General features: G+C 56.8%; 20 protein-coding genes. 5 read left to right on the top strand and 15 right to left on the bottom strand.

What is annotated here, in order from left to right:
• The first annotated feature begins 21 nt into the window (after positions 1-21).
• On the top strand, positions 22-819 hold the full coding sequence (locus ACN0VD_RS05405) for a class I SAM-dependent methyltransferase (protein WP_417592416.1): 798 nt from the start codon (positions 22-24) through the stop codon (positions 817-819).
• Between the two features lie 620 nt (positions 820-1,439).
• Here ACN0VD_RS05405 and ACN0VD_RS05400 read toward each other — a convergent pair.
• Together ACN0VD_RS05400 and ACN0VD_RS05395 are read right to left on the bottom strand one after the other, a co-directional pair.
• The gene (locus tag ACN0VD_RS05400; protein ID WP_417592414.1) at positions 1,440-2,054 is read right to left on the bottom strand and encodes a redoxin domain-containing protein; all 615 of its coding nucleotides are present in this window, start codon (positions 2,052-2,054) and stop codon (positions 1,440-1,442) included.
• Between the two features lie 42 nt (positions 2,055-2,096).
• On the bottom strand, positions 2,097-4,184 hold the full coding sequence (locus ACN0VD_RS05395) for a protein-disulfide reductase DsbD family protein (RefSeq protein ID WP_417592412.1): 2,088 nt from the start codon (positions 4,182-4,184) through the stop codon (positions 2,097-2,099).
• An 85-nt stretch (positions 4,185-4,269) separates the two neighbouring features.
• Here ACN0VD_RS05395 and ACN0VD_RS05390 point away from each other — a divergent pair, with 85 nt between their 5' ends.
• Entirely contained in the window at positions 4,270-5,943 is a 1,674-nt protein-coding gene (locus tag ACN0VD_RS05390) for an alkaline phosphatase family protein (RefSeq protein WP_417592410.1), read from the top strand.
• Positions 5,944-5,961: 18 nt separating this feature from the next.
• Here the strand turns inward: ACN0VD_RS05390 and ACN0VD_RS05385 are convergent, their stop codons facing one another.
• From ACN0VD_RS05385 to ACN0VD_RS05365, 5 genes are all read right to left on the bottom strand, one after another.
• Positions 5,962-6,906: a right-handed parallel beta-helix repeat-containing protein gene (locus ACN0VD_RS05385; RefSeq protein WP_417592408.1), complete on the bottom strand. Its 945-nt coding sequence runs from the start codon at positions 6,904-6,906 to the stop codon at positions 5,962-5,964.
• Between the two features lie 132 nt (positions 6,907-7,038).
• Positions 7,039-9,654 (bottom strand): methionine synthase, encoded by a 2,616-nt coding sequence (gene metH, locus ACN0VD_RS05380; RefSeq protein WP_417592406.1) that lies wholly within the window; start codon positions 9,652-9,654, stop codon positions 7,039-7,041.
• A gap of 103 nt (positions 9,655-9,757) precedes the next feature.
• Complete coding sequence (locus ACN0VD_RS05375; protein WP_417592404.1) at positions 9,758-10,807, bottom strand: homocysteine S-methyltransferase family protein; 1,050 nt, start codon at positions 10,805-10,807, stop codon at positions 9,758-9,760.
• Entirely contained in the window at positions 10,804-11,748 is a 945-nt protein-coding gene (gene metF, locus ACN0VD_RS05370; RefSeq protein ID WP_417592402.1) for a methylenetetrahydrofolate reductase, read from the bottom strand. The genes ACN0VD_RS05375 and metF overlap by 4 nt, the downstream gene beginning before the upstream one ends.
• Positions 11,745-12,764, bottom strand: coding sequence for an ArsR/SmtB family transcription factor (locus tag ACN0VD_RS05365; RefSeq protein ID WP_417592400.1), 1,020 nt, complete (start codon positions 12,762-12,764; stop codon positions 11,745-11,747). Before ACN0VD_RS05365 ends, metF begins: the two co-directional genes overlap by 4 nt.
• 236 nt (positions 12,765-13,000) lie before the next feature.
• Here ACN0VD_RS05365 and ACN0VD_RS05360 point away from each other — a divergent pair, with 236 nt between their 5' ends.
• Together ACN0VD_RS05360 and ACN0VD_RS05355 are read left to right on the top strand one after the other, a co-directional pair.
• On the top strand, positions 13,001-13,354 hold the full coding sequence (locus ACN0VD_RS05360) for a hypothetical protein (RefSeq protein ID WP_417592398.1): 354 nt from the start codon (positions 13,001-13,003) through the stop codon (positions 13,352-13,354).
• A 90-nt stretch (positions 13,355-13,444) separates the two neighbouring features.
• Positions 13,445-13,639, top strand: coding sequence for a hypothetical protein (locus ACN0VD_RS05355; RefSeq protein ID WP_417592396.1), 195 nt, complete (start codon positions 13,445-13,447; stop codon positions 13,637-13,639).
• Between the two features lie 3 nt (positions 13,640-13,642).
• On the opposite strand, the gene ACN0VD_RS05350 is transcribed toward ACN0VD_RS05355, so the two are convergent.
• Both ACN0VD_RS05350 and ACN0VD_RS05345 read right to left on the bottom strand, forming a co-directional pair.
• Positions 13,643-14,734: a serine hydrolase gene (locus ACN0VD_RS05350; protein WP_417592394.1), complete on the bottom strand. Its 1,092-nt coding sequence runs from the start codon at positions 14,732-14,734 to the stop codon at positions 13,643-13,645.
• A gap of 160 nt (positions 14,735-14,894) precedes the next feature.
• A complete protein-coding gene (locus ACN0VD_RS05345; protein WP_417592392.1) occupies positions 14,895-16,106 on the bottom strand; it encodes a phospholipase D-like domain-containing protein in 1,212 nt (403 codons plus the stop codon).
• A 161-nt stretch (positions 16,107-16,267) separates the two neighbouring features.
• Here ACN0VD_RS05345 and rpoZ point away from each other — a divergent pair, with 161 nt between their 5' ends.
• Positions 16,268-16,615, top strand: a complete 348-nt coding sequence (rpoZ, locus tag ACN0VD_RS05340) for a DNA-directed RNA polymerase subunit omega (RefSeq protein ID WP_417592390.1) — start codon at positions 16,268-16,270, stop codon at positions 16,613-16,615.
• A gap of 104 nt (positions 16,616-16,719) precedes the next feature.
• Here the strand turns inward: rpoZ and ftsH are convergent, their stop codons facing one another.
• From ftsH to ACN0VD_RS05310, 6 genes are all read right to left on the bottom strand, one after another.
• A complete protein-coding gene (gene ftsH / locus ACN0VD_RS05335) occupies positions 16,720-18,672 on the bottom strand; it encodes an ATP-dependent zinc metalloprotease FtsH (protein ID WP_417592388.1) in 1,953 nt (650 codons plus the stop codon).
• Positions 18,673-18,829: 157 nt separating this feature from the next.
• Positions 18,830-19,792 (bottom strand): tRNA lysidine(34) synthetase TilS, encoded by a 963-nt coding sequence (gene tilS, locus ACN0VD_RS05330; RefSeq protein WP_417592386.1) that lies wholly within the window; start codon positions 19,790-19,792, stop codon positions 18,830-18,832.
• A 3-nt stretch (positions 19,793-19,795) separates the two neighbouring features.
• Complete coding sequence (locus ACN0VD_RS05325; protein ID WP_417592384.1) at positions 19,796-20,659, bottom strand: tetratricopeptide repeat protein; 864 nt, start codon at positions 20,657-20,659, stop codon at positions 19,796-19,798.
• A gap of 121 nt (positions 20,660-20,780) precedes the next feature.
• Entirely contained in the window at positions 20,781-21,617 is an 837-nt protein-coding gene (locus tag ACN0VD_RS05320) for a helix-turn-helix domain-containing protein (RefSeq protein ID WP_417592382.1), read from the bottom strand.
• A gap of 177 nt (positions 21,618-21,794) precedes the next feature.
• Positions 21,795-24,077 carry a phosphoenolpyruvate--protein phosphotransferase gene (gene ptsP, locus ACN0VD_RS05315; protein ID WP_417592380.1) on the bottom strand — a complete coding sequence of 761 codons (2,283 nt, stop codon included), beginning with the start codon at positions 24,075-24,077 and terminating at the stop codon, positions 21,795-21,797.
• Positions 24,078-24,186: 109 nt separating this feature from the next.
• A complete protein-coding gene (locus ACN0VD_RS05310) occupies positions 24,187-24,339 on the bottom strand; it encodes a YdcH family protein (protein ID WP_417592378.1) in 153 nt (50 codons plus the stop codon).
• Between the last annotated feature and the right edge of the window lies 1 nt (position 24,340).

The following is a 24,340-nucleotide window of genomic DNA, read 5'->3' as shown; positions in this document are numbered from 1 at the left end:
GATAATATGGGGAGAGACATCATGCGTGCTTCGATATTTCTGACATTGGCAACCTCTGCTATGGCGATTGCCGGCCCGGTTCATGCGACAGAGGCCTCGCCCTTAACAGCAGATGCCACAGAAGACAGGACTGCTGATTTCAAGGCGGCGGTGAACGCTGCAGGGCGGACTGAGGCGGATGTCGCGCTCGACGAGAGTCGCAGTCCGGCTGAAGTGCTCGCCTTCATGGGGTTGGAAAGCGGCGACGCTGTGCTCGATATCTTTGCTGGCGGCGGCTATTACAGCGAGATCATGGGTCGTGTCGTCGGTGCAACAGGTTCGGTGATAGCGGTCAATCCGCCGCAATTTGTCTCCAGCGACCAGTCGAAGCAAAAATGGGCAGGCGTCGCCCAGCGGCAACCCAATGTGACCATGGTTCCTTCGCAATTGCCGGATTACAAGCCGGCAGCGAACAGCATCGATTTTGCCATGCTCCACCTGATCTATCATGATTTCTACTGGCAGAGCGAAAAGTTCAAGTTCGACAGAATGGAGCCGGCCACCGTGCTGGCCAATCTATACGCGGGGATGAAGCCGGGCGGTATCGTGGCCGTGATCGACCATGTAGGACTATCCGGCGATACGCGCGCGATCGTGGAAAAGACCCACAGGATCGATCCGGCAACCGCGCGGTCCGATTTCATGAACGCGGGTTTCGTGCTGGACGGGGAAAGTGACATGTTCGCCAATCCCGATGACGATCTGGACAAGAATGTCTTCGATCCGGCGGTTCGTGGCAAAACTGACAGGTTCGTGATGCGGTTTCGCAAGCCGGGCTAGGGCTTTTTCGAGGGATCAAACAACGCGCGAATCGGTAACAACCGCAACTATCTGTAAAATCATAGATTTCTTGACCGGGCTGGAACCCTCGCCAGAGTTGCAAGAATATAGACCGCCCGCGGCCCCCGGCGCTTAATAATAAAAAAGGGCTAATTCAGCACCTTGCGTTAAGATACATCTATTTACACTCTTGTTCATAGCAGGTTGTCTACAAGGCCCGTATAGAGACCGCCGTGACAAGAAGTGGCTCAAGCAGCACGTTCCTGAGTACCGGAATAGTGCGGGGCTGGCATCGAGACGCTAGAAAAATTACCTCCACCGCCGCTGATCGCCGGCGGGTGGAACGGAGAAGTTTGACCGACGGTGCCTTTCGGTAGGGTCGCACGCTGTCGGAACAGAAGCGGAGGCAGATTCGGGTTGTGTATCGAATCTGTCTCCGATCCTCGGTGTGAACAAAGAGCAGAAATTGCTCTTCCATTGGGTCCGGAGACCTGTCGATGGCGACTTTCGGGGGTTCGTACGCCGTCATCATATCCGGAGACCCGGGGCGCAGGACTGGCACGCGCGTAAAGTTAGCGTGCCGGTCCTGCAATCATTCCACCGTTCTGGTGTCCGACGGGTCAGGATGCATATTTGACCGAGCAGCCGTAGGGCCGCGAATGGGCCACGCTGACCTTGTCGCCGGATTTTATCTCGGACAGAGCCGCCAGCACATGATTGCGCGCTACCTTTATATCTGCCGGATTGGCGGTCGGCTTGTCGTCAATTCCGCCCTGATAGACCAATATTCCAGCACCATCGATAATATACATATGGGGCGTCGTCTTGGCGTCATAGGCCTTGCCGACCAGACCTTTGGTGTCGAACAGATAGTTGGTCGACTGGATATTCTGCTTGGCAATCAGTGCTTTTGCCTCTGCGCCGGTCATATGACCCTGTTTGCCCTTGGCGCCGCTGTTGATCGTCAGCCAGACCGCGCCCTGCTGCCGGGCCGCCTTCTGGGTCGCCTGCATATTGCCGCTGTCATAATGTTTGCTCACAAAAGGGCAGCCGGGATTATGCCATTCGAGCACAACGGTCTTGCCGCGAAATTGTGACAGCTGAACGGTTTTGCCATTTACATCGGTGAGTTTGAAATCCTGCGCAATGGCGCCTGTTTTCTGTGCTGCCGCCAGAGGGCTGGCCAGTGCGATGGTGGCGATGGCCGCCACAGCTATGGATGAAAGATTCCTCATGAATTGTCTCCGTTCATTGGGGATGGAAGCAAGGGGTATAGTTTACACCGATTTATCGACCAAATCTACCAATGTTGCCACCGTCAGTATCTGCGGGAGAATGACGGGCTCCTCGCCCGGCGCATAATAGAGATAGAGCGGCACGCCCGCCCGGCCATGCTCTTCCAGAAACCGGCTGATGACCGGATCGGGCCGTGTCCAGTCGCCCATCAGCACGGCCACTTTGGCGGCTTCAAAGGCTTCGGCGGTTTCGGTGCGCTGGATGGCGGCTGCCTCGTTGGCCTTGCAGGTGATGCACCAGTCGGCGGTGAAATAGGCAAAAACCGGCTGGCCGGACGCACGCAGTTCCGACAGGCGGCTTTCGCTGAACGGCTCGCTCGGCAGGGTTGCGGCAGACGAGTGCGCCAGTTTCTGGCTATTCATCGCCTCTTCTCCGGGGAGGGCGATGATACCGCCCAAAACCGCAGCGACCATGGCCGCGCTGGTCAGTGCGCCGCGCGACAGGCCCTTCATCTGTCCGCCGCCGAACCACCACAGGATCAGGCTGACCGTAAGCAGGAAGACCAGCGACAAACCCAGCGCATCGGTGCCAATCTGGCGACCAAGCAGCCAGATCAGGCCGATGCTGGTGAGGAACATCGGGACGGCCATGATCTTGCGAAAGCTGTCCAGCCAGGGCCCGGGTTTGGGCAGGCGGCTGCGGATAGCCGGTACAAAGGCGATCAGCAGAAAGGGCAGGGCGAGGCCGACGCCGAGACCGGCAAAGATCACCAGCGCAGCCACCGGCGGCAGGACGATTGTCGCGCCAAGAGCGGCCGCCATGAACGGGCCGGTGCACGGCGTCGCGACGAAGGCTGCGAGCGCGCCGGTCCAGAAGGAACCGGCAGCCCCGTCTTTCCCGGTCAGCTTGTTGCCGAAATTGACATTGGGCAGTTCGAACAGACCTGCCAGATTGAGGCCGATGGCCGTTACCAGCGCGAGCAGGACAAAGATGATCCGCGGGTCTTGCAGCTGGAATGCCCAGCCGACGGCCGCTCCGCTGGCCCGCAGGCCGAGCAGGACTGCACCAAGCGCCGTGGCAACCAGCACGACGCCGGCGGTATAGGCCAGAGCGTCGCGGCGGACGACGGCTTCACTGCCGCCAGCCTTGGCCAGGCTGATCGCCTTCAGGCTGAGTATAGGAAAGACGCAGGGCATCAGATTGAGCAGCAGGCCGCCCAATAATGCGCCGCCCAGCGCCAAAAAAAGCAGTGACCCATTGCTTTCTGTCTTCTGCCCGTCTCCCGCCAGCGGCAGGCCGGTCATGGCGACATCGCCTTTGACTGCGGATATCAGGAAACCCGTGTGATCGCCGATTTTCAAAATGCCGTTGATCGCGTCAAACCCGTCGCCCCGCGCATCGGTTTCGAGGATCAGGCGATCGCCGTCGCGCGTGAATTTCTGTGGTGCGGCATAGTCGACAACGCCGTCTTCAAGGATGAAGAAATAGGGACTGTCGATCTCGACATTGGCCGGCAGGGGAACCGATAGTCGGAAGAGATTGTCAGTCACGGCAAAGCTTGCTTCGCTGCCCAAAGGCCGGGGCAGGGCGGCGCGGAACCCGTTGAATCTCTTGTCGAGCACAACCGGAGCGTCTTTGCCGACGACCTGCAGCGTGATCGACAGTTCATCCTGTTCGGGCACGCAAATCTCGTCCGTGCAGGAAAGCCATTCCGATTTTACAGTGATGGGCAATGGACCGGGCCGGATATCATCGGCCAGAGTCAGATCGACCAGCACAGCATAATCGCCCTTGTAAATATAGTTCATAATGCCGGAAATCAGCAGCGTATCGGGAACCTGAAATTTCGGCTTTCCGGCGGTCACGCCTGCGGGCAGGGTCCAGTCAAAGCTCATGCCTATACCGGCGTCGCCGGGATTTTCCCAATAACCGTGCCATGTTGGCTTGGGCTCCATGACGAAGGCCAGCGTCACGTTTTGCCCGGCTTTGACCTGTTGCGCTTCGGCCATCAGCGTGGCCGGTACGTTCAATTCGCTATTGCCTAGCCGGTTCTGCGCTTCGGCCGCCGGAGCAATGACCAGCGCCATGAACGCCAGCATTATCGAGAAAATGCGAAAATCAAATGTCATAAAAACTCACTATTTCCTGTTTATCGGCATCTAGTCTATTGATAGACCTCTTTCCATAGTCGCTTTCATCCAGTGGGGACAATTCGTGCAAAAATCGAACATAGTTACAGCCTTGGCTGCGCTTATCACATTTTCGGGAACCGCAAATGCCGAAGATAATAACAGCGCGGAACGGGCCATTCCGAAATTGGTCGTTGCCATTTCGGTTGACCAGTTCTCCGCCGATCTGTTCGCCGAATATCGCAGCAGTTTCACCGGCGGCCTGAAACGGCTGGCAAATGGTGTGGTATTCCCGTCCGGCTATCAGTCCCATGCGGCAACCGAAACCTGCCCGGGCCATTCGACAATCATGACCGGCGTCCATTCCGGCCGCGCCGGGATCATCGCCAATAACTGGATCGATCTGTCGATCGAGCGCGAAGACAAGACCGTTTATTGCGCCGAGGACGAACGGATCGCGGGCACCAGCTTTGGCGATATCACGGCTGCAACCCAGGGTGATTTTGTCGCTTCCGCCTGGCACCTTCTGGTCCCCACATTGGGCGATCGACTGAAGAAAATATCACCAGAATCGCGCAATGTCGCGGTGGCGGGCAAGGACCGGGCAGCCCTGATGATGGGCGGCCACGATGTTGACGAGATCTACTGGTGGCAAGGCAAGGGATTTTCCACCCTTCAGGGCCGCAAGATAATGCCTGCAGTGGCCAGGCTGAACGAGACCATCGGCGCAAAAATTGACAAGGCCCGCCCGGCTTTCGAGATACCGGCCCGCTGTTCCGCGCATAGCGCGAAGATCATGCACGGGGACGGAAAATCTGTCGGCGACTATGCCTTCCAGCGTCCCGATGGTGCCGCCAGCATATACCGCGGCTCGCCCGACTTCGACCGTTCGATAATCGCGGCCGCAACCGCGGTGATCAATGACATGAAGCTGGGTCAGGGCGAAACGACAGACGTGATATCTGTCGGGCTGTCCGCCACCGACTATATTGGTCACGCCTTTGGCACCGAGGGCCTCGAAATGTGCATCCAGATGGGTGAACTGGACCGGTCCCTAGGAGAATTTTTCGACATATTGGACGGGCAAGACATTGATTATGTCGTGATGCTGACCGCCGATCATGGCGGTCTGGACCTGCCGGAACGGATGAGCCAGCAGGGCGTGCCGACGGCCCAGCGTATCGACCCCGATCTCAATGCAAAGACGATCGGCAAGAAAGTTGCAGCGGGGCTGAACATTCCGGGCGACAAGCCGGTGCTCTACGCGGACGGACCATTTGGCGACTATTATGTCAGTCTCGAGTTGTCAGAAGAGCAGCGGGAACAGGTCAAGGATAGCGCCATGGCGCTGATCGCTGCCCATGCTCAGGTCGAGATGGTGCTGGACCGTGACGACATTGCGTCGGTCGAAATCCCGCGCGGATCGCCCGAAGAATGGACGCTGGCCGAGCGTGCGCGCGCATCTTTCCACCCCGACCGGTCCGGCGATTTTATCGTCTTGCTCAAAAAGGGGATCACACCGATTGCCTCAACCCAGCGCGGCTATGTTTCCACGCACGGCAGCCCCTGGGATTATGACCGCCGGGTACCGATCCTGTTCTGGCGCGAGGGCATCCGGCATTTTGAACAGCCTCTGTCCGTAATGACCGTCGATATCGCCCCGACTCTGGGCGCGCTGATCGGTGTGGAAATCACCGCGGATCAAACAGACGGTCAATGTCTCGATATCGACGGTGGCCCTGCAAACAGCTGCGAATGAACCGGATGGGGTGAGGCCCTAGCGCCGCTGGTAGCGGGTCAGGCCTTGCCCGAGGCTGTTGTTCGCAATCCGCAATTCGTCGCCGCTCCAGTCGGCGACGAACCAGGTGTTCCGTTTTACACCCTTGGCCAGTGATGCGTTGTTCGAATGGATATTGAGTCCCGTCGAGCTATGTTTTTTGTCTTCGGCTGCCACGGCGATAAAGGCGCTATAGTTTTCCTTGTTCTGGCCCTGAACAAAGACATTGCCGCTGATCACGCCGGTCGCGCCAGCCGGCAGATCGATCATATAATTGGTGGTCCGGCCCTGCGTATCGTCAAAACTGTTGTTGGTGATCGTCGCCCGGGGCGCCCGGCTTTTGACATAATGCCCGCCATTGCCCTTCTCGAACCGACTGTTGGTTACTTTCAGCGATCCGAAATCACCGATATAGATGCTGTGCGCGCAGGACAGGCCGCGATCGCAGCGTCCCAGCCGCTGGAAGGTGGACCGGTCGATGACAATCTCCGCGCTCGGATCATCGGCGCTCAATATGCCCTGCTCGGCGTTGCGGAACATGGCGTTGTAGACGTAGAGATCGCCCCGCTCAATCCGGATGCCGGCTCCGTTGGCATCGGGAACGCGCTGGTTCTGGAAAATGATTCCGTCAATCGTTGCTGCTTTGCCGCGCAGGACAAGCGATGCCTTGCCCTCGCAGACACCGCCATCGAGGATGGTTTGACCCGGGACAGAAGCCTTGTAGGTGATCCGGCCCGCTGTCTGAACCGCACAATCGCCATAGGAGCCGGGTGCGATGACGATGGTCGCATTATTGCCGCCAATGGCTGCAACCGCGTCCGCCAGTCTTTGGTAGGTCTGGCCGGTTTCCACGACCGTAAAGGGCGCAACGCGCTGTGCCTGTACGGCGGTTCCGGCAAGTGTGGCGAATATGGCAGCGGTAATCAAAGGGGTCTTGAGGTTCATTTCGGCCATCCTGAATCGGAAGAATAGGGCAGTCTCATTATCGCCTGCCGCGACGGCAAACAATAGTGTTACTTGGGCTGTCCCATATGAATCCAGGCTGAGCGACAGAGGTTAACCGGTGAACCGGGCGGACTATTCGTTCAGATTGGGCCGCAACCATCGTTGCGCCTGTTCGACAGACACGCCGCGCCTTGTGGCATATTCTTCGACCTGGTCTTCACTGATCCGTGCGACCCCGAAATAATCGGCTTGCGGGTGGGCGAAATAAAATCCCGAAACCGCAGCCGTCGGAGTCATTGCAAAGCCGCTGGTCAGCTCGATACCGGTGTTCGCCGTCGCATCCAGCATCTCGAACAATATCGGCTTCAGACTATGGTCCGGACAGGCGGGATAGCCGGGGGCAGGGCGGATGCCCTGATATTTCTCCCGGATCAGGTCCTTGTTGTTCAAATTTTCATCTGCCGCATAGCCCCACAGATCCTTGCGGACATGTTCGTGCATGCGTTCGGCAAAGGCTTCGGCAAACCGGTCGGCAAGAGCCTTCAGCAGGATGCTGTTATAGTCATCCTTGTCCATCTCGAACCGCTGGACATGTTCGTCGATTCCATGGCCGGCGGTAACCGCGAAGCCGCCGATCCAGTCGTCGCTGGTATCGATGAAATCGGCGAGACAATTGTTCGGTTTGCCGCCGCGTTTGACGACCTGCTGCCGCAACATCGGCAGTGTATATTCTTCATTTTGCGGAGCGACGAGAATATCATCGCCGTCCCGCCGCGCTCGCCAGATGCCGGCCACGCCCTTTGCCGTCAGCCATTTTTCGTCGATAATCTGATCGAGCATGGCCTGGGCATCACGGAACAGGTCGCTTGCGCTTTCGCCCACGATCTCGTCGGTCAGAATGGCGGGATAATTACCGGCCAGTTCCCATGCGCGGAAAAACGGGGTCCAGTCGATATATTCGCGCAGTTCTGCAAGATCCCAGTCTTCATAGACATGCAGTCCGGGTTTCGCCGGTGCTGCGGCCTTGAGGCTCATGTCGACCACAGCGGCATTGGCGCGGGCTTCTTCGAGAGTTGTCAGCTTCTTTCCGGTCTTGCCCGCTCGCGCGATGCGGACTTGCTCGTAATCTTCCCGGGTCTTGGCGATGAAGGGTTCGGCCTGGGTGTCGCTGACCAGTTGCGATGCCACGCCGACGGCGCGGCTGGCGTCGAGCACATAGATGGTGGGGCCGCTATAGGCGGGCTCGATACGCAATGCGGTATGGGTTTTTGACGTCGTCGCTCCGCCGATCATCAGCGGCATTGTCATTTTCGCCCGCTCCATTTCTTCGGCGACGGTTACCATTTCATCGAGCGATGGCGTGATCAGCCCGGACAATCCGATGATATCCGCGTCATTGTCCCTGGCGGCTTTCAGGATGTCGGTCCAGGCGACCATGACGCCCAGATCGATGACCTCGAAACCATTGCATTGTAGCACGACGCCGACGATATTCTTGCCGATATCGTGCACATCGCCCTTGACCGTGGCCATGATGATCTTGCCCTTGCCCTTGGCATTCTCGTCTTTCTCCGCCTCGATATAGGGGAAGAGATGGGCGACAGCCTTTTTCATGACGCGCGCGGATTTCACGACTTGCGGCAGAAACATCTTGCCCGAGCCGAACAGGTCGCCGACGACATTCATGCCGTCCATCAACGGGCCTTCGATCACTTCGATCGGGCGGCCTTCGCGCGCCTTGACGGCGAGGCGCATTTCCTCGGTATCTTCGATGATATGCGCGTCGATGCCCTTGACCAGCGCATGTTCGAGACGCTTGTGCACTTCATAGCCGCGCCATTCCGCCGCTGCCTTTTCGGCGACTTCGTCGGTGCCGCGGAATTTTTCCGCCAGCGTGATCAGCCGGTCGGTCGCGTCGTCGCGCCGGTCGAATATCACATCCTCGCAAAGTTCGCGCAGTTCGGGATCGATGTCGTCGTAAATATCCAGCTGACCGGCGTTGACGATCGCCATATCCATGCCGGCAGGAATCGCATGATAGAGAAAGACGCTGTGCATCGCCTTGCGCACCGGTTCATTGCCACGGAAGCTGAATGACAGGTTGGAAAGGCCGCCGGAAATATGGACATGCGGGCAGCGCTTCCTGATCTCGCGGGTCGCCTCGATAAAATCGATGCCGTAGCGGCGATGCTCGTCAATCCCGGTGGCGATGGCAAAGACATTGGGGTCGAAAATAATATCTTCCGGCGGGAAGCCGATGCCGGTCAGCAGCTTGTAGGCGCGTTCGCAAATCTCGACCTTGCGGTCCCTGGTATCGGCCTGTCCGGTTTCATCAAAGGCCATGACCACGACGGCAGCGCCATAGGCCATGCATTTGCGGGCATGTTTGAGAAATTCTTCCTCGCCTTCCTTCATCGAGATCGAATTGACGATCGGCTTGCCGGACACGCATTTCAGACCCGCCTCGATCACCGACCATTTGCTGCTGTCGATCATCACCGGCACGCGCGCGATATCCGGTTCGGCGGAGATCAGCTTGAGAAAAGTGGTCATCGCGTGATGCGCGTCGAGCAGCCCTTCGTCCATATTGATATCGATCACCTGCGCGCCATTCTCGACCTGCTGGCGAGCGACCTCGACCGCTGCTTCATAGTCATCATTGAGGATGAGCTTCTTGAAGCGGGCAGAGCCGGTAACATTGGTGCGTTCGCCGATATTGACGAAATTGGTGGAAGAGGACTGTGTCATAATATATTATTGTTATCCGTTGGTCCCGACCGGAGCCGAGCGACATTCATTTTACGCGATCCGTGCCACGCCCCCGCGCGATACGAAAAACAAATCCGTTTGTTCAGGCCGCCATCGTAAACGGCTCGAGACCCGAAAGCCGCGTCCGGACCGTCACATCGGGTATCCTGCGCGGCTCCTGATCGGCAACTGCCTTTGCAATGGCGGCAATATGGTCGGGCGTGGTGCCACAGCAGCCGCCGACGATATTGACCAGACCGTCCTTTAGCCAATCCCCGATCAGCTCTGCGGTCTCCTGCGGCATTTCGTCATATTCGCCGAGATCATTGGGCAGGCCGGCATTGGGATAGGCCATGATCAGGCAATCCGCCTCTTTCGCCAGCATCGCCAGATGCGGCCTGAGCTGGTCGGCGCCAAAGGAACAGTTGAGCCCGATGGTCAGCGGCTTCAGGTGCCGGACCGCGTGCCAGAAAGCCTCGACCGTATGGCCCGACAGATTGCGGCCGGACAGGTCGGTCAGCGTCATCGATATCATCAGCGGCACGTCCCGCCCGCTTGCTTCGGCGGCTGCCATCGCTGCCATGCCGGCGCATTTGGCATTGAGCGTATCAAAGATCGTTTCGATCAACAGGAAATCGACCCCGCCCTCGATCAGGGCATCGCATTGCGCCCGGTAAACGCCTTTCAGATAATCATATTCAATTTCGCGGAAACCGGGGTCGTTGACGTCCGGCGATAGCGACAGGGTCTTGTTGGTCGGGCCGACGGATCCGGCGACGAAACGCGGGCGGCCATCCCTGGCTTCGGCCTTGTCGCAGGCCGCACGGGCGATTTCTGCCGACTTGACGTTCAGATCACGGACCAGATGCTCGCAGCCATAATCGGCCTGGCTGATCTCGGTCGAGCTGAAGGTGTTGGTTTCGATAATGTCGGCGCCCGCTTCGAGATAGGACGTATGAATGGCTTCGATAATATCCGGCCGGGTCAGGCTGAGCAGATCATTATTGCCCTTCTGGTCATCGGTCAGGTCGAGCGTGCCGCGATAGTCCCGTTCGCCGAGCCGATAATTCTGGATCGCGGTGCCATAGCCGCCATCAAATACCAATATCCGCTCTGCGGCGAGTTTCTGCAATTGTTCGCGGGCGCTGGTCATGCCGCTTTCTCCTGTTGCGCGCCGCCGCGTCGCTTGCCGAGCAAGTGACAAATGGCGTAGCTGAGTTCCGCCCGGTTGAGCGTGTAAAAATGGAATTGTCGCACGCCTCCGGCATATAGCTTGCGGCAGAGTTCCGCTGCCACGGTCGCCGCGATCAATTGCCGGGCCGACGGATGGTCATCCAGGCCCTCGAACAGATCGTTCATCCAGATCGGAATTTCCGCGCCGCACATGCCGGCAAACTTGCGGGTCTGGGCCACGTTCGACACCGGCAATATGCCCGGTACCAGCTCGGCATCGATACCGGCTGCCGCCGCCGCATCGCGGAAACGAAAGAACGCTTCTGCGGTGAAGAAAAACTGGGTGATCGCGCGGGTTGCTCCTGCGTCCAGCTTGCGCTTGAGATTGTCGATGTCGCTTTGCGGGCAATCTGCTTCCGGATGGGTTTCCGGATAGGCCGCAACCGATATTTCGAAAGGCGCGATATCACTGAGGCCCTTCACCAGTTCGGCGGCGCTGGCATAGCCCTGTGGATGCGGTTCGAAAGCACGGCCTTCTGCCGGCGGATCTCCGCGCAACGCCACAATGTGCCGAATGCCCGCCTCCCAATAGGCTCTCGCGACCTCCGCAATCTCTTCTCTGCTCGCATCAATGCAGGTTAAATGTGCGGCGGCGGGGATATTGGTTTCCTTGGCGATTCTGGCGACCGTTGCATGGGTGCGCTCGCGTGTCGTGCCACCAGCGCCATATGTCACCGAAACGAAACGGGGATTGAGCGGTTCGAGGGTTAACACGCTGTCCCACAAAGTCTGTTCCATCTTCGCCGATTTGGGCGGGAAAAACTCGAACGAGACATCTGCATCTCCGCTCAATCCAGCAAACAGCGGAACATCAAGCGCGCGCTTGGCTTCTTCCAGCTCGCTCAGGGTCAGATTGCTCATGCTGTGGCTCTTTTCATATTCTCGGATTGGGATATCAATTTGTCGGACTCGGGATGCAGACTGGAAATAACCGGTTTTCTCGCAACCCATATTTTTACCGTCAGTTCACCTCCGTCCAGCGTCCGGGTTTGCACCAGTTCGAGCTTGGACGCAGTGAGCCAGCGTTTCATGCTATCATCGCTGAAGCCGAGGCGCGCGTGGGCATGTTCGGTGCGCAAATCTTCCCGGTCATGCGCGGCAAAATCCGCGATCAGGACGATACCGTTGGATTTCAACACACGAGACACTTCGACCAGTACCGCTTCGGGATGCTGAGCATAATGCAATACCTGATGGAGGATGACGGTATTTACCGCTCCACTATCCACGGGCAACTGGTTGAAGTCACCTTGTTTCAACTCCGTTTTCTGTACCAGATCGGACCCTCTATCGGTCTCGCTTTCCAGCAATTTTGCGCGAGCGAGCCGCAGCATCTCAGGGCTTTTATCAAGCGCAATGACCGACTGGGCCGATGGTCCGAACAGTTCAACCATCCGTCCCGTCCCGGTCCCGATATCCAACATCTTGCCGAGTTGCGCGTCGCGCAGCAAGGCGAGCATCGCCCGTTCAACATCTGCTTCGGGTAGATGCAGCGACCGGATCGCATCCCATTCTTCGGCATGCGCGGAAAAATACTGCTCCGCCATCTCGGCGCGCGCTTTGCGGACCAATGAGAGTTGCGCTTGATCCTCCAGAGCCTGATCGGACTTCGCGACCTTGTCCGAACGGAAGATGCGTCCCCAAATGGCGAGTTCCGCCGCTGGTCCCGGTTTCAGGAAAACCCAGCTGCCTTCCTTTCGCCGTTCTGCCAGCCCCGCTTCATCCAGAATCTTAATGTGGCGCGAAATCCGCGGCTGACTCTGGTTCAGTATCTGCGCCAGTTCACCAACCGCCAGCTCCATTTTTTGCAGCAATAAAACGATTCGCAACCGCGTAGGGTCAGCCAGTGCCCGGAATATGTTTAAAATATGATCCATTGCGGAAGGGTATATAAAGAAATCTTTATATCTGGTCAATCGACTTGATTTTATAGGGTTGCGATTTGATTGGTTCCCCAAACAGACCAAATTTTACAGGTAACGAAAATGCCACAAACGGTTCTTCATTGCGTTAATTCCGTCAAAACGCTAGTTATACGGACCGCGGAACATTGGAGGTATAGACCCTCCTGTTTCGCGTGGTTTTTTGAGGAATATAACAGAGGTTTACCCCAATGAAAAAAGTTACAACATCAATCGTTCTGGCCGCTGCACTCGGCCTGGCTGCATGCTCAGGCGCAGACAATGCTGAAGCTGGTGCGGATGAAGCAGTAGAAGGCACGGAAGCAACCGCTGAAGAAGCTGCTGATGATGCAATGGATGCCGCTGAAGGCGCAGCCGACGCCATGGGCGAAGCAGCTGCTGACGCAACTGCAGAAGCTGGTGAAGCTGGTGAAGCTGCGGAAGCTGCTGGCGAAGCTGCAGATGCCGCTGGCGAAGCTGCAAAAGCTGCTGGCGAAGCTGCTAAAGATGCTGCCAATAGCGCAGTAGACAAAGCTGCTGACGCTGCGAAAAAAGCAGTCAACTAAGCTTTCGCTTACATTTTAGGAAAAAGGGCTGCCTGAGGGCGGCCCTTTTTTTGTCTTTGGTTCAGCTGATATTGCTTTTATGGAGACGCGATGAAAAGCATTTTTCCTATCATGATCTTGTCCGCTCTGATCGCCTGCGGCCCGGCTCAGAATGACCCCGGCCCCGGCGGTGTAACCGTTGGCGAAGCGAAAGCACTGGATGAGGCGGCGAAAATGCTCGACGAACGCAACGCCCCTCCCGAAACAATCGACAATATGGAGACGGCTCCCGCCGATTCCAATTAGGCGCTAGCTGCGATGATAGCGGGCGACCGCCCGGGCCACCGCCTGCATCAGCCGCATACGTTCGGGAATGGATGCGGTTGTATCGCCGAGCAAGACAGCCACCGCATAGCGCGTTCCATCGGGAGCGGTCATGATCCCAATGTCATTATAGCCGGTTGCTACCGGTCCCAGAACCTGTCCGGTGCCGGTTTTATGCAAAAATTCCCAGCCAGCCGGCACGCCGGCCTTCAGCCGGTTTGGTCCGCTTCGGGTGCGTTTCAATATGGATTGCACCAATCGTGTTGAATTTTCGGAGAGCAGTTTGCCGCGGGCCAGTTTGTCGAGCGCGCGCACAATGGCTTGAGGGCTCGCCCCATCAACCGGGTCGGCGAGATAGGCGTCGAGTGCTTGCCGTCGGCGTTCCACTGGTACCTTGGCGCGGGCCGTATAAAAGCTGCGTCGGTAGGACAGATTCTGTTTCCATTCCATTCCGGCAATACCGCTTTGCAGAAGTCGTTCGCCGGGACCAAAGCGAATCTTCCCGAGATCGTTTTTTGCAATGAATTTACGTACGGCTTCGGGACCGCCGGCATGACGAAGCAGAGAATCATTTGCGGTATTGTCGCTGCTCGCGAGCGCCTTTTCCAGCAATGTATAGACGGTTTTTACAACGGCGCCTTCCCGTTCCACTTCAACCGCCATAGGCTGGTGGAATACCGTCAGATCCTCTTTGCCGATACGAATGGGGTCCGACAGCGAGGCCTGGCCCCGGTCGATCTTGTCGAGCATGGTCAGGGCGACCCAAAGCTTGGAAACACTTTGCTGGGGAAAATATTGATCCATCCGGTGACCGAACTCCCATTCTCCATCGATCCGCTTGACCGCAATCCCGGTTTTTCCCGGAAAGCTGCGCCACAAGTCTGCAATTTCGCGGACCAGTGCGGGATCGGGCTGCTTGCGAGACGTATTTGTGCGTGCAGGTTCCGACGGTGCGGGATTTTGATAGATTGGGGGTGGGTTATTCGACTGTTCAATCGCTGGCCGGCTGGATGTGGACGCGCATGCGCTCAACATGGTGGCGAGCAGCAACATTAATATATAGCGAAACTGGATCATGGGCGCTGCCGATCATCTGATGTTAGAAAGTTCATTGTCCTTCCTAGCTATGTAACCCAGTCTTAACAGAGCCATAATCGCGGATTGCGGTGAACGATTCTCTCTCTGCGACAGAATGTTGATGCCGGGCTGGAATTTAGCCAATTTCAGCAAGGCGAACCTATTTCTTGATTCCAAAATTAAGTCTGCGGGTAACGCTATAGTCGAGCGTATTCACGACAAAATAGGATATCGTCCAACGTATCCGATTGAGAAATGTTTGCCGCGATTTGTGCAATTCCGGTGTGATCGCTTCTGCCTGTTCATGCAAAATGTCCACCATGGAGCGTGCATGATTCGCAAAATCGGCATCTTCGATCCGCAACATCATTTCCACATTGATAAAAAGGCTGCGCAAATCAAAATTGGCGGAACCCGCGTAAACTGCATCATCAACAATCACCAGTTTGGTATGCAGGCGTCTGGGCTGATATTCGAAAAGACGGGCATGGCGTTTCAGAAGATATCCGTACAGCAGCCTGCTGGCCCCGATCGTGGCGGGATTGTCGGTTTTGCCCGGCAATATGATCCGGCTGTGTCCGCCCCGCTTGGACAATCCGCCGATGCGTCGCAAGAGCCCTTGTCCCGGAGAAAAATAGGCGGTCACCAGATCGAGTCTGCTGCCTTGTTCTAGATCTTTCTTGATCGCTGACGCCCAGCGGCTCAGGCGGTTGCTGGGCCCGCCGAGTAGCCAGCGAAACTGGCCATCGCCCGCTTCCCATTGGCGCACCATTTTTCGCAGTGAGCGCATATTGCCATTGTCGCGATAAACCCAGTTGGACAAAAGACGATAATAGCTGGCCAGATTGGCAACTTCAGGTCCTTTGATCTGAAGGCCGAGATCTTCCCAACTATCTTTGATCGTGCTGCTGTCCTCATCCGGCCGCGGCACATTAAAATAATCGTCGGCGATGTTGAAGCCACCAATCAGGGCGCAGCAATCATCGGCGATGATCATCTTCTGGTGATTGCGGATAAAATAGCTGGTGGAGAAGCGGGGGCTGAAAATCTTGAACTTTCCACCGGCCTCGATCAGCGGATCGAAAAAGCTGCGGGGGGCACCGTTGGACCCGAAGCTGTCGACCATCATTTCGACCGTCACACCGCGTTTGCATGCCGCGATCAATATATCCAGGATTCGCCGTCCGGTATGATCATCCTCATACATATAGAAGAACAGCTTGAGGTTTTTTTCCGCCGCTTCGAGTACCTCCACCAGCGCCGAAAGGCGCACCGCCGCGGCACGAACAAGCCGCAACCGGTTCTCGCCGACATCAAACCATTGCGCTGGATCATGTTGAAATTTCGGGTTTTTGGCGGTGGGGCGTTCCATGGGTGGAGGGCATAGATTATCACCGGCGCACGGACAAACCATTAGATTACCCCTTGGCGGGCGGGGGAACGATTGCAGGCTTCCGGATTTGTTGACAAATCCCGCCCATATCCCTAGATACAGGCTTCTTTTCCAAAACTTTGCAGAATCAGGAGCGGCTTATGGCTCGCGTTACGGTTGAAGATTGCGTTGATAAAGTCCCAAACCGGTTTGATCTGGTGTTGTTCGCTGCCCAGCGCGCACGTGAGATTTCAGGCGGTGAAGAGCTGACTGTCGACCGCGATCGCGATAAAAACCCGGTTGTGGCGCTGCGCGAAATCGCAGAAGAAACGGTCAAGCCGAAGGATCTTGAAGAAAGCCTGATCCAGTCGCTGCAGAAGGTGCTCATCGATGATGATGATACACCCGATGAAATCGGTTCGATCAGCCAGTCGGCAGAGGCGCTGCGTCTTACGGCTGCCGCACCACCGCGCAGTGCCGGTGTGACCGGAGACTATGGTCGCCGCTAGGTTATCTGCGTAACCGCGCAATTATATTCGGGACAAAAGAAAAGGCCGCCGGAATATCTTCCGAGCGGCCTTTTCTTGTTTCTGTTCTATTTCGAAGAACCGGACTAGGCGCCTTGCGGTTTGGGATCGCCAAACGGGCCTTTCTTCTTCCGGCCCGCTTTCGGAATGGACCCGCCAACCGACGGGACAACGGTCGGTTTGGCGACATCACCAGCGGGACGTTTCAACTTGCCCTTCTTGATGATCTCGTCGATTTCCTCTCCCGACAGGGTTTCATATTCGAGCAGTGCATTGGCCAGAGCGTGGAGCTGTTTCTCGTTTTCGGTCAGCACCTGTTTTGCCCGATCATAGCTGTCGTCGATCAGTTTGCGGATTTCCAGATCGATCTTCTTCGCGGTCTCATCCGACATGTGGACGCGCTGGGATTGCGAATAGCCGAGGAAGGTTTCACCCTGTTCCTCTTCATATTGCAACGGCCCCATCAGGTCCGACATGCCCCACTGGGTGACCATGTCGCGAGCGAGTTTCGTCGCGTACTGGATATCACCGGAAGCGCCGGACGAGACCTTGTCGTAGCCGAAGATGATTTCCTCGGCGACGCGGCCGCCCATGGAAACCGCCAGATTGGCGTGCATCTTGTCGCGGTGATAGCTGTAATTGTCGCGTTCGGGTAGACGCATGACCATGCCAAGCGCACGACCGCGCGGGATGATGGTAGCCTTGTGGATCGGATCAGACGCCGGTTCGTGCACGGAGACCAGCGCATGGCCGGCTTCGTGATAGGCCGTCATCTTCTTCTCGTCTTCGGTCATCACCATCGATTTGCGTTCGGTGCCCATCATGACCTTGTCCTTGGCATCCTCGAACTCGCTCATCGCGACCATCCGTTTGCCACGGCGAGCCGCCATCAGGGCAGCCTCGTTGACCAGGTTGGCCAGATCCGCACCGGAGAAACCGGGCGTTCCGCGCGCAATGGTGCGCGGATCGACGTCCGGTGCCAGCGGCACTTTCTTCATGTGGACAGCGAGAATCTTTTCGCGTCCTTCGATATCGGGACGAGGCACAACCACCTGCCGGTCAAAGCGACCGGGACGCAGCAGAGCAGGGTCAAGCACGTCGGGGCGGTTGGTTGCGGCGATGATGATGATGCCTTCATTCGCCTCGAAGCCGTCCATTTCGACCAGTAACTGGTTCAGTGTCTGCTCGCGTTCGTCATTGCCATTGCCAAGTCCGGCACCACGATGGCGACCGACCGCGTCGATTTCGTCGATGAAGACGATGCAGGGCGCGTTTTTCTTCGCCTGTTCGAACATGTCACGGACACGGCTCGCACCGACACCGACAAACATTTCGACAAAGTCCGAACCGGAAATGGAGAAGAAGGGGACGCCCGCTTCGCCGGCGATTGCGCGGGCGAGCAGCGTTTTACCCGTACCGGGTGAACCAACGAGCAGTGCACCCTTCGGAATTTGTCCGCCAAGTTTGGCAAAACGACCGGGATTTTTCAGGAATTCAACAATCTCTTCCAGCTCTTCCCGGGCTTCATCAATGCCGGCAACATCGGCAAAGGTGACTTTGCCTTGTTTCTCGGTCAGCAGTTTCGCCTTCGACTTGCCGAAGCCCATGGCACCGGAGCCGCTGCCCTTCTGCATCTGGCGCAGCACGAAAAAGGCGATGCCGAGGATCAGCAGGAAGGGCAGGGATTGGACAAGAATAATCTGCCAGATACTGGCCTGTTCTTGTGCCTTGCCGCTATATTCAACACCTTTTTCATCCAGCAGATTGACCAGCGTAGGATCGCTGCCAACCGGCGTGGTCGAAAACGTGTCGCCATTGGTGAGTTCGCCGGTGATCTTGTCCGGCGCGATAGAAACGCTTTTCACGCTGCCTTCTTCCACCTTGTTGCGGAATGAAGAATAGCTGATTCCCGTTCCCGCGTCTGTTGCGGTGCCAGCACCAAACATCGAAACCGTCAGCAGCAGCGCTACAATGACACCGGCCCAGATGAACATGCTTTTCATCCACGGGTTTTCTTTGGGATCCTGTTCGTCATTCATTACGCATATTGTCCTGTAATCGTTGGTGCGGCGGATAATGGGTATAAGGCCGCTATATTCCTTAGACTAAAGATAGTCCTTTTGCCGCGGATGACAATATGAACGCCAATGTTTTTACCGATCAGTGTGATCGGGGGTGCCACGGACTGCGTGAGGATCAGAGAATTTGGCTGTTCCGGCGCTTCGGCGCCGTCCCGAATGTCCATTTCTCTCCACCCCGGCATAGAATATTACCGAGTGTGACGGTTTCGCCGCGTTGCAGGGCCCGGATCGTCTGGTCAATCTGGTTACCGCGCGGAGAAAGAGCTGGATCGCAGATATGCAGGCATTTGAGCAACAGGCGCCGCTCGATCTCGTGGGGAAAACCGGTTTTGGACAGTGTGCAACCGCCGTGCGCGCTTTCGACATGTTCCGCAGCAAGTTGGTCGACATGCCACTCGATAGCTTCACGGGCAGAGCCGAGCGCGCTGGCGCTCTGGCTGGCAAGACTGGTGTCAAACCCTTCAAGATTTTTGAGCGCATTGCGCACGCGGACGCGATCATAGCCCTGATCGGTGTTGGACGGGTCATCGACCGCATCGATGCCCTGACTGGCGACATAGGAGATCAGCACCGATTTTTGAAAATGGAGCAGGGGCCGGACAATATTGTTTCGTTTCTCTCTGATGCCCGACATCCCGTCAATTCCGCTGCCACGCAATATGCGCATGATCATGGTTTCCAGCTGATCATCGGCATGATGGGCGGTCGCCAGCCAATCGATATGGTTATCCTTCATCCAGCCATGGAGCAATCCGTAGCGCGCGCGTCGTGCCGCGCTCTGAATGCTGCCACGGATCGGAACGACGGGGCGCAGAATCGCATGCGGGATGGCCCGCTGGTTACATATCGATGCGACAAATTCCGCTTCCGTCCGTGCGGCGGGGCGCAAGCCGTGATCGACGGTCGCAGCGACAATCCTGTCCGGATAGACCTCAAATGCCAATAACAGTAAAGCCAGACTGTCGGGACCGCCGGAAACGGCGAGACCCAGTTTCTGGTCATTCGATTCAAACGCGGGAATCAGCCGACACAGCGCCTCGACAAAATTTTTCTGTAGCGAGGCTGTAGCAGTGTCCATGAGCTATTTACAGTTGGCAGCTGCCTTGCCCGATGCGACCCGGCTCGCCAGACGGCCACTGGCAACGTCTGGATAGACATCTTGCATTTCTGCCAGAACCCGGCAGGCATCGTCTTTCTTGCCCAGTTGCACCAGTGCGGTGCTCAGAAAATAGAGGCTATCCGGAGCGCGTTCACCCCGGGGCCGTTTCTGGTAATTTTCATACAGCGCAACCGATGCCAGTGCGGGCTTGCCGTCATCAAGATAGGCACGCCCAAGTAAATTCTGGGCAAAGCTGGCGCGGCGATGGCCGGAATGTTCTTCAGCCGCTTTCTTCAGTTGCACCTGCGCTTCGGGATAGAATTTGGCCTCCCACAATCGATACCCATAGATATAGGCATCTTCCGCGGCATCCCCGGTATTCGGCATGACGATGGCGGCGACGCCGGCAACCCGCTTCGGATCGGGTTCGACCTCTGGCGCATTTGTCGAAGTTGCGGCGGTTGATCCACTGGTGCTGCTACTTGTTGTGCCAGCCACTGGCGCTGCAGAGGCGGCGAGTTGATCTTCAATTTTTTTCAGCCGGAATCCGTTTTCTTCCACTCGTCCGGTGATATTTGCGAGACTGGATTCCAGCGCGTCAACACGGGCAATGAGGTCGGTGACGGCCGAAGTGGTGTTTGTCGTCCCGGACGAAGCAGGGCCGGTATTATCCGTGATTTCGGGTTCGAAATAGCGGGTTGAACCACCGGGAAAAACCTTGCGCTGGATCGCACGCATCTCTTGTTCGAGCCGTTCTACACGCTTGTCCGTATTGCTATCCTGCGCCGATACCGGATTGCTGATGAGCACGCTGGCGAGCAGGATTGTGGTACCGAATATCTTCATCGAAGTCTCCGCTGAATTTGGCGCATATTAACCATATACAGGTCTGAAAAGTAAAGAAAATTATACCCGGAAATCCGATGATTTCTCTCGGTCTCCTTCTTTTGTTCTGCGTGTTCGGTCCTCAATCAGCCGTTATATCGGCCGCCGGATCGCTTGCTTCTCCACGGGCCAGCAAGGCTGCAGCGCTGACTCCGACATCCTTGATTGTCCGTTCCGCCGTGCCCAGTTGCGGGACGACCTGGCCGTCTATCGTAACGGTCAGTGCATCGGGGCGTCCGGTCAGGATTTGAGGATTGTCGGCATCGGCGGGAACGGTGAACGTGTCTCCGGCTGCCATCTCGTTTTCGAACAGGCGCTTGCCCTCGGCATCATAGATTTTCAACCAGACATTCTGGGTAGCGGTCAAGACCACGGTTCCGTCGCTTGATGGGGTCGAGCCGCTGTTCTCGATATTCTGGGGATTGGTATTTTCCGAAGCAGTCGCCATTTCGGTTGCAGATTCGCCATCTCCGGTCTGGGTCGGCTGATCCGGATTGAGGACCAGGGTACGCCAAACCAGATATCCGACCAGCACCAGGGCACCGATGCCGGCAGCAGCCCATGCCAGATAGCGGGGCGGGATACTTGAAGGATTGGCCGGATCATATTCGCTCATTTCGGGCTGGTAGGTCCCGAGACCCTGTTCTTCCATTTCGTCGCGCAACTGGCTGCCGATGGACGCGTCGCTCAGCCCGACCGTCCGGGCAAAAGATTTGGCAAAGCCGATTGCATAAGTTCGTCCCGGAAGCGCTTCAAAGTCACCGCTTTCGATAGACGCCAGATGGCGTTGCGGAATACGGGTTTTTTTTGCGATTTCTTCCAGCGAAAGATTTTTCTGCTCGCGCGCCTGGCGCAGCAATGCACCTGTGCTGTGCAAATGCATTTCGACATTCTCGTCGTCATTAGTTTCTTCGGCCACTCCACACTCCATTTGGCCGGATAATTCTGCGACCCTTTTCGCACACCCCCGGATAATTTGACGAAAAAAGCCAGTTTGGGCGGCAAAAGTCAATGACTATCGTGGTCGATTTGGCGCATTTTACCATTTTTGAGATTTCGGTCACTGATTTGCCGATTGCATGCCTGAATATGTCGATCAATCCAGATCGATGTTGTGTTGAATTGCCCATTGTTCGAGCCGCTTCCGCGGTTGCGGCGGCCCTTCTTTCAATATCGCTTCAATTTCCAGTTTAGCCTCGCCGATGTCGAGCGACCGCACCATCGCCTTGATCGGGCCAACCGAAGCAGGAGTGATCGACAGATTGCGAATGCCCAATCCCAGAAGTGCGAGCGCATCCAGCGGACGCCCCCCCATTTCTCCGCATATACCGAGAGGAATCTTGAACCGTTCTGCATTTTCCGATGCGCGGCGTATAAATCGCAATATTGCCGAACTCATCCAGTCAAAGCGCTCCGCCAGTTTTGGGTTGCTCCGGTCTGCGGCGAAAAGAAACTGGGTCAGATCATTGGTCCCGATCGACAGGAAATCGAGTCGATCTGCCATCAGGTCCAGGCATTCTGCCAAGGCCGGGACCTCCAGCATGGCACCATAGCGGATCTGTGTTGGCAGCCTTTTTTTCTGACCTTTCAGATAGGCGAGTTGATTTTCGAATACCGCCTTGGCTTCATCAAATTCCCAGGGTTCTGCGATCATCGGGAACATGACGTTAAGCCGCCGGCCTGCCGATGCTTCGATCAAGGCTCGAGCCTGGACCTTCATCAGGGCATCCCGCTCCAGTCCAATGCGAATCGCCCGCCATCCCATGGCCGGATTGTCTTCCTTGAACTCGCTGGCCTGAAAATAGGGCAGCGGCTTGTCACCGCCGATATCGATTGTGCGGAATATGACCGGTTTTTCGCCGGCCGCATCCAGTACGTCGCGGTAAAAGCGGGTCTGCCCGGCGCGACCCGGCATGGTGGCCGCCACCAGAAACTGAAATTCGGTCCGGAACAATCCGATACCGTCTGCGCCGGTCAGGTTGAGCAGAGCCAGGTCATCCCGCAGGCCCGCGTTGATATTGACGGTGATCCGGACGCCGTCTTTTGACACGGCTTCCTTGTCGCGCAGTTCGGAATAAGCGGTGCGTTTTTTCTGGCTCAGTTCCAGCTGTGCTTCAAATGCCTCCTCGACCGAGGGCCCGGGCCGCACGAACACGACATTTTCATCAACATTGAGCAAAAGATGATCGTCTTCGCGGACGACCTGGCGGATATTCTTGACCTGGCCCAGGATAGGGATGCCCATTGCGCGCGCAATGATCGTGACATGGGCGGTCAGCGAACCTTCCTCAAGGATAACGCCTTTCAGCCTGCGGCGGTCATATTCGAGCAATTCTGCGGGGCCGAGATTGCGGGCAATCAGGATTGTGTCCTGCCGCAGGCCCATTTTTGCCGCTGTATTCATCTGGCCGGACACGATGCGCAACAGACGGTTGGCGAGATCCTCCAGATCGTGCATGCGTTCTGCCAGAAGCGGATCATCAATCTGCCGCATGCGCATTCTTGTATGTTGCTGTACCCTCTCGATTGCCGCTTCGGCAGTCAGGCCGCTGTCAATCGCTTCGTTGATGCGACGGCTCCAGCCTTCATCATAGGCAAACATCTTGTAGGTCTCGAGCACTTCCTCATGCTCGCCGCCGACACCAAATTCAGCCTGGCTGGTCATCTGGTCAATCTGGGCGCGCATCTTGTCGAATGCAGAATAGAGGCGGTGACGCTCAGCCTCGATATCTTCTGCCACCATATGTTCGATTTTTACCCGCGGCTGATGGAATACCGCATGACCGCTGGCTTTGCCCTTGACCAGCTGTAACCCGCTAAGGCGGCTGGAACCATTGTCGAAATTTGCTGATTCATCGGCGAAATTGTCATCGACAAAATCGGCGCTGGTGATCAGCTCCGACAACACCATCGCCGCCGTCTCAAAGGCTTCAATTTCGACTTCGGAATAGCGGCGCGGCTCGACATGCTGGGCACATAAAACACCAATCGCCTGCTGGTTGCGGATGATCGGCACGCCGGCAAAGCTGTGGAATTTTTCTTCGCCCGTTTCCGGACGATACTGGAAATCGGGGTGGCTGGCAGCTTCGTCCAGATTCAGCGTTTCGACATTTTTGGCGATATAGCCGGTAAGGCCTTCGCCCATCGCGAGCTTGGTGACGTGCACCGCTTCCGGGTTGAGACCGTGCGTGGCAAACAGTTCCAGGACGCCTTCCCGACGCAAGTAGATCGAACAGACCTCGCTGTTCACAGCTTCGGCGATCGTTTCGACCACCTGATTCAGCTTGATCTCGGCGTTGCCGCGCGTCGCCATGATCGCTCGCAGGCCGGTCAGGATGTTGCGGGCGGTCTTGGTACTGGCGGGATCTGTTGCGGGCATGACGTTCGCCTAGCAGAAAGGCCAAGTGAGTGCGATATCGAAAAACGACCTATCCGCTAAAACGGACTTTGGTCACCTGTCCAGCCTGAGCCGTGCCCCGGACCGACGTTCAATTCAGCAGTTCCTCTTTCAGCCGCAGCTTTTCTTTTTTGAGACTATGGATTCGAATCGTGTCGGGGCGTGGCCGGGTTTCTTCTTCATTGATCTGGCGTTCGAGCGCTTCGTGTTTTTCGCGCAATGCTGACATGTGATTCTGAATCATT

It is taken from the genome of Parasphingorhabdus sp. (assembly GCF_048267785.1).
Classification (GTDB): Bacteria; Pseudomonadota; Alphaproteobacteria; order Sphingomonadales; family Sphingomonadaceae; genus Parasphingorhabdus.
Note: the sequence above shows the minus strand (reverse complement) of the source record. Positions and strands in the feature narration are given on the sequence as shown.

Excerpts from the sequence above, each read along its gene's own strand:
- ACN0VD_RS05405 (WP_417592416.1), top strand. The coding sequence starts at position 22 with ATGCGTGCTTCGATATTTCTGACATTGGCAACCTCTGCTATGGCGATT.
- ACN0VD_RS05400 (WP_417592414.1), bottom strand. The coding sequence starts at position 2,054 with ATGAGGAATCTTTCATCCATAGCTGTGGCGGCCATCGCCACCATCGCA.
- ACN0VD_RS05395 (WP_417592412.1), bottom strand. The coding sequence starts at position 4,184 with ATGACATTTGATTTTCGCATTTTCTCGATAATGCTGGCGTTCATGGCG.
- ACN0VD_RS05385 (WP_417592408.1), bottom strand. The coding sequence starts at position 6,906 with ATGAACCTCAAGACCCCTTTGATTACCGCTGCCATATTCGCCACACTT.
- metH (WP_417592406.1), bottom strand. The coding sequence starts at position 9,654 with ATGACACAGTCCTCTTCCACCAATTTCGTCAATATCGGCGAACGCACC.
- ACN0VD_RS05375 (WP_417592404.1), bottom strand. The coding sequence starts at position 10,807 with ATGACCAGCGCCCGCGAACAATTGCAGAAACTCGCCGCAGAGCGGATA.
- metF (WP_417592402.1), bottom strand. The coding sequence starts at position 11,748 with ATGAGCAATCTGACCCTGAGCGAGCTGGAAGAAGCCAAGCGCGCGCTT.
- ACN0VD_RS05365 (WP_417592400.1), bottom strand. The coding sequence starts at position 12,764 with ATGGATCATATTTTAAACATATTCCGGGCACTGGCTGACCCTACGCGG.
- ACN0VD_RS05360 (WP_417592398.1), top strand. The coding sequence starts at position 13,001 with ATGAAAAAAGTTACAACATCAATCGTTCTGGCCGCTGCACTCGGCCTG.
- ACN0VD_RS05355 (WP_417592396.1), top strand. The coding sequence starts at position 13,445 with ATGAAAAGCATTTTTCCTATCATGATCTTGTCCGCTCTGATCGCCTGC.
- ACN0VD_RS05350 (WP_417592394.1), bottom strand. The coding sequence starts at position 14,734 with ATGATCCAGTTTCGCTATATATTAATGTTGCTGCTCGCCACCATGTTG.
- ACN0VD_RS05345 (WP_417592392.1), bottom strand. The coding sequence starts at position 16,106 with ATGGAACGCCCCACCGCCAAAAACCCGAAATTTCAACATGATCCAGCG.
- rpoZ (WP_417592390.1), top strand. The coding sequence starts at position 16,268 with ATGGCTCGCGTTACGGTTGAAGATTGCGTTGATAAAGTCCCAAACCGG.
- ftsH (WP_417592388.1), bottom strand. The coding sequence starts at position 18,672 with ATGAATGACGAACAGGATCCCAAAGAAAACCCGTGGATGAAAAGCATG.
- tilS (WP_417592386.1), bottom strand. The coding sequence starts at position 19,792 with ATGGACACTGCTACAGCCTCGCTACAGAAAAATTTTGTCGAGGCGCTG.
- ACN0VD_RS05325 (WP_417592384.1), bottom strand. The coding sequence starts at position 20,659 with ATGAAGATATTCGGTACCACAATCCTGCTCGCCAGCGTGCTCATCAGC.
- ptsP (WP_417592380.1), bottom strand. The coding sequence starts at position 24,077 with ATGCCCGCAACAGATCCCGCCAGTACCAAGACCGCCCGCAACATCCTG.
- ACN0VD_RS05310 (WP_417592378.1), bottom strand. The coding sequence starts at position 24,339 with ATGATTCAGAATCACATGTCAGCATTGCGCGAAAAACACGAAGCGCTC.